This is a genomic window from Arthrobacter sp. NPDC056727 (assembly GCF_042790555.1).
Taxonomy (GTDB): Bacteria; Actinomycetota; Actinomycetes; order Actinomycetales; family Micrococcaceae; genus Arthrobacter.
This window is the reverse complement of record NZ_JBHTZA010000036.1, coordinates 1-3,136: the sequence shown is the minus strand read 5'-3', so window position 1 is coordinate 3,136 and position 3,136 is coordinate 1. Positions and strand designations below refer to the sequence as shown.

At 67.2% G+C, this 3,136-nt stretch carries 3 protein-coding genes; 1 reads left to right on the top strand and 2 read right to left on the bottom strand.

The annotated features are described in order from the left end of the window. Window positions 1-48: 48 nt before the first annotated feature. Together ACFRAH_RS22775 and ACFRAH_RS22770 are read right to left on the bottom strand one after the other, a co-directional pair. Window positions 49-1,452: a GntP family permease gene (locus ACFRAH_RS22775; protein WP_377993177.1), complete on the bottom strand. Its 1,404-nt coding sequence runs from the start codon at window positions 1,450-1,452 to the stop codon at window positions 49-51. Window positions 1,453-1,524: 72 nt separating this feature from the next. Further along, window positions 1,525-2,115, bottom strand: coding sequence for a gluconokinase (locus ACFRAH_RS22770; RefSeq protein ID WP_377993176.1), 591 nt, complete (start codon window positions 2,113-2,115; stop codon window positions 1,525-1,527). A 189-nt stretch (window positions 2,116-2,304) separates the two neighbouring features. Here ACFRAH_RS22770 and ACFRAH_RS22765 point away from each other — a divergent pair, with 189 nt between their 5' ends. Further along, window positions 2,305-3,039: a FadR/GntR family transcriptional regulator gene (locus ACFRAH_RS22765; protein WP_377993175.1), complete on the top strand. Its 735-nt coding sequence runs from the start codon at window positions 2,305-2,307 to the stop codon at window positions 3,037-3,039. Window positions 3,040-3,136: the final 97 nt, after the last annotated feature.

Here is a 3,136-nt window from a genome sequence, read left to right as displayed (position 1 = left end):
CCGGCAGATCTGCCGGCCTCCCGCCGTCGTAAGTCAGAAAATAGGCAGCTAACCAGCCAGCCCGGCCACCGCGAAGATGGCAGCGGCGATGCCGAAGCCCATCACGCCGATCAGCGTTTCCATGACGGTCCAGGTCTTCAGCGTGGTCTTGACGTCCATGCCGAAGAAGCGGCCCACCATCCAGAAGCCGGCGTCGTTCACATGCGAGGCAACCACCGAGCCGGCGGCGCAGGCGATGACCAGGGCGGCCACCTGCATGCCGTTCATTCCGGCCGCGGCGACACCCGGGGCGATCAGGCCGGCCGTGGTGGTGAGCGCCACGGTGGCGGAGCCCTGGGCGATCCGCAGGATGGACGAGATCAGGAAGCCGGCCAGGATGAGCGGGATGCCCATGTGCCCGAGGACGTCGGCCAGCGCGTCGCCGATGCCGGAGGTCCGCAGCACGCCGCCGAACATGCCGCCGGCGCCGGTGATGAGGATGACCGAGCAGACCGGTCCCAGCGAGGATTCGAGCAGGTTCTCCAGGACGCCGTTGTTGACGCCGCGGCGGGCACCGAGGACGAACATCGCCACGAACACCGTGATGAGCAGCGCCACCGGGGTCTCGCCCAGAGTGCGCAGGAACTGGAACCACTGCTCGTTCTTGACGGAGGCGGGCAGAACACCGGAGGCGGCCGCGGTATTCAGGCCGGTGTTGATGAAGATGAAGAGCAGCGGCAGGAGCAGCAGGCCCATGATGGTGCGGAAGCGCGGCGGGTGGGATTCGGCCTCGGCGGTGGCGTGGCCCAGGAGTTCCGGAACCGGGAGTTCCAGCTTCTTGCCGGTCCACAGGCCGTACAGGTAGGCGGTGAGGTACCAGGTGGGGATGGCGGTAAGGAGGCCGGCGATGGTCACCAGGCCGATGTTCGCTTCAAAGAAGGCCGAAGCCGAAACCGGGCCCGGGTGCGGCGGCAGGTAGATGTGCATGACGGAGAACGCGCCGGCGGCGGGCAGGCCGTAGCGCAGCACGCCTCCGCCCAGGCGGTGCGCCACGGCGAAGACCACCGGAAGCATGACCACCAGGCCGGCGTCGAAGAAGATCGGGAACCCGAAGATCAGGGAGGCAAGACCCAGCGCGAAGGGGGCGCGCTTCTCGCCGAAGATGCCGATCATGTAGTCGGCCAGCACCTTCGCGCCGCCGCTGGTTTCCACGATGCGGCCGAGCATGGCGCCCAGGCCGACGAGCAGTGCCACGGTTCCGAGGGTCGTCCCGAAGCCGTTGATGAGCACCGGGACCACCTGGTTGGCGGGGATGCCCGTGGCGAACGCGGTGCCCAGGCTGACCAGGATCAGCGCAAGCAGCGCGTGCATGCGCAGCCTGATGATCAGGAACAGCAGGACGCCGATCGCCACCGCCGCAATGAGCAGCAGCGGTCCTGCGCCCAGCGTTTGTGTCCATCCTTCGATGGTCATGGTTCTCCTTTGAAGCAGTAATTCTTGGGGTGAAGCAGATTTCTTGGGGGGTGGGAAGTAAGTGGGGAGCGCCTAGTTGGCGCCGGGTGCTGAGTCCGACGGGGTTGAGTCCGACGGCGTGGTGTCCGACGGCGACTGGCCGGCCGGGAGCTGCAGTGCGGCCAGGATGGCCGTGATCAGGTCCTCCGGGGTGCGGGTGATGTCCAGGCGGAGGCTTCCGGATTCGAGTTCCTCCGCGGTCAGCGGCTCGAGGGTGGCCAGCTGGCTGGGCAGGAGCGTGGGCGGCATGAAGTGGCCCTCGCGTCCCTGCATCCGCTGGCTGAGCAGGGCGGCGTCGCCGTCGAGATGGATAAAGACCACGCGGCCTTCGGCTTCGGACAGCAGCTTGCGGTAGGTCTGCTTGAGCGCGGAGCAGGTCAGCACGGTGCAGTGGCCGGCACGCGCCTGGGCGGTCATCCAGTTCTGGATCTCCTGCAGCCACGGCCAGCGGTCCTCGTCCTGCAGCGGAATGCCCTGGCTCATCTTGTCAATGTTGGCCTGCGGGTGGAACTCGTCCGCCTCCGCGCATGCCCAGCCGAGCTGCTTGGACAGGGCGGCGGCAATCGTGGACTTGCCCGAACCGGCAACGCCCATGACCACCAGGTGCGTGGCTGGATACAGCATGTTTACCTCCGAAGAAGACGTCTTTGGCTTGTGGAAGAAGCTCAATCTGCAGCCCGACTCGCGCTGCGCTGGGAATAAGGTATCACCAATTCACCTAAAAGATACTATCTTTTCGTGTCACAGGTCATACCTTTGCCGTCTTCTTCCGGTACGCTGGAGGAGCGCTATGCGCTGAGGGAAGGCAGGATCATGTCGACGGTGACAGAAGACCACGCGGACAACGCGTACGACGGCGGGTTGTCACCCGCGATGCACGAACGCGTCGTTGACGCCGTGGGAGTGGCAATTGCGTCCGGCGCCCTGGCGCCGGGAAGCCGGCTCACCCTCGAAGGCCTGCAGCAGGAGTACGGCGTATCCCGGACGGTCGCGCGGGACACCATGAAGGTCCTCGAGTCCATGAACCTGGTCTACTCGCGCCGGCGCGTGGGCATTGTGGTGCAGAGCCCGGAGCTCTGGAACGTGTACGACCCCAAGCTGGTGCGCTGGCGCCTCGCGTCCGAACGCCGCGCCCAACAGTACGCCAGCCTCACGGAGCTGCGCATCGCCGTCGAACCCATTGCCGCGGCCGGTGCCGCCCGCCGCGCAAGCGCTGCCGAGCGCAGCCAGCTGGTGTCACTGGCTGCGGACCTGCGGCGGCTGGGCGAAGCGGGCGAGCTGGAGGCGTTCCTCGAGGCCGATATCGCCTACCACCGGCTGCTGCTGAGGAGCTGCGGCAACGAGATGTTCTGGGCCCTCGAGGGGATGGTGGCGGAGGTGCTCGCGAGCCGGACCCATCAGGGGCTCATGCCGTTCAAGCCCCGGCCCGAGGCACTCGACGCGCACGAGAAAGTGGCCGCCGCGGTAGCCGGCGGGGACGCTACGGCGGCGGAGAACGCCATGCACCACATCCTCGACGAAGTGCGCGAAGCGATGGGGCTGCACTAACCGCCGGCGGTTGAACACCCGGGCGGTTGAGCCTGCCTCACGTTGACAGGGCCGTTGCGGAACCACGACGGCGGGAGGCCGGCATGCGCTGCCGGCC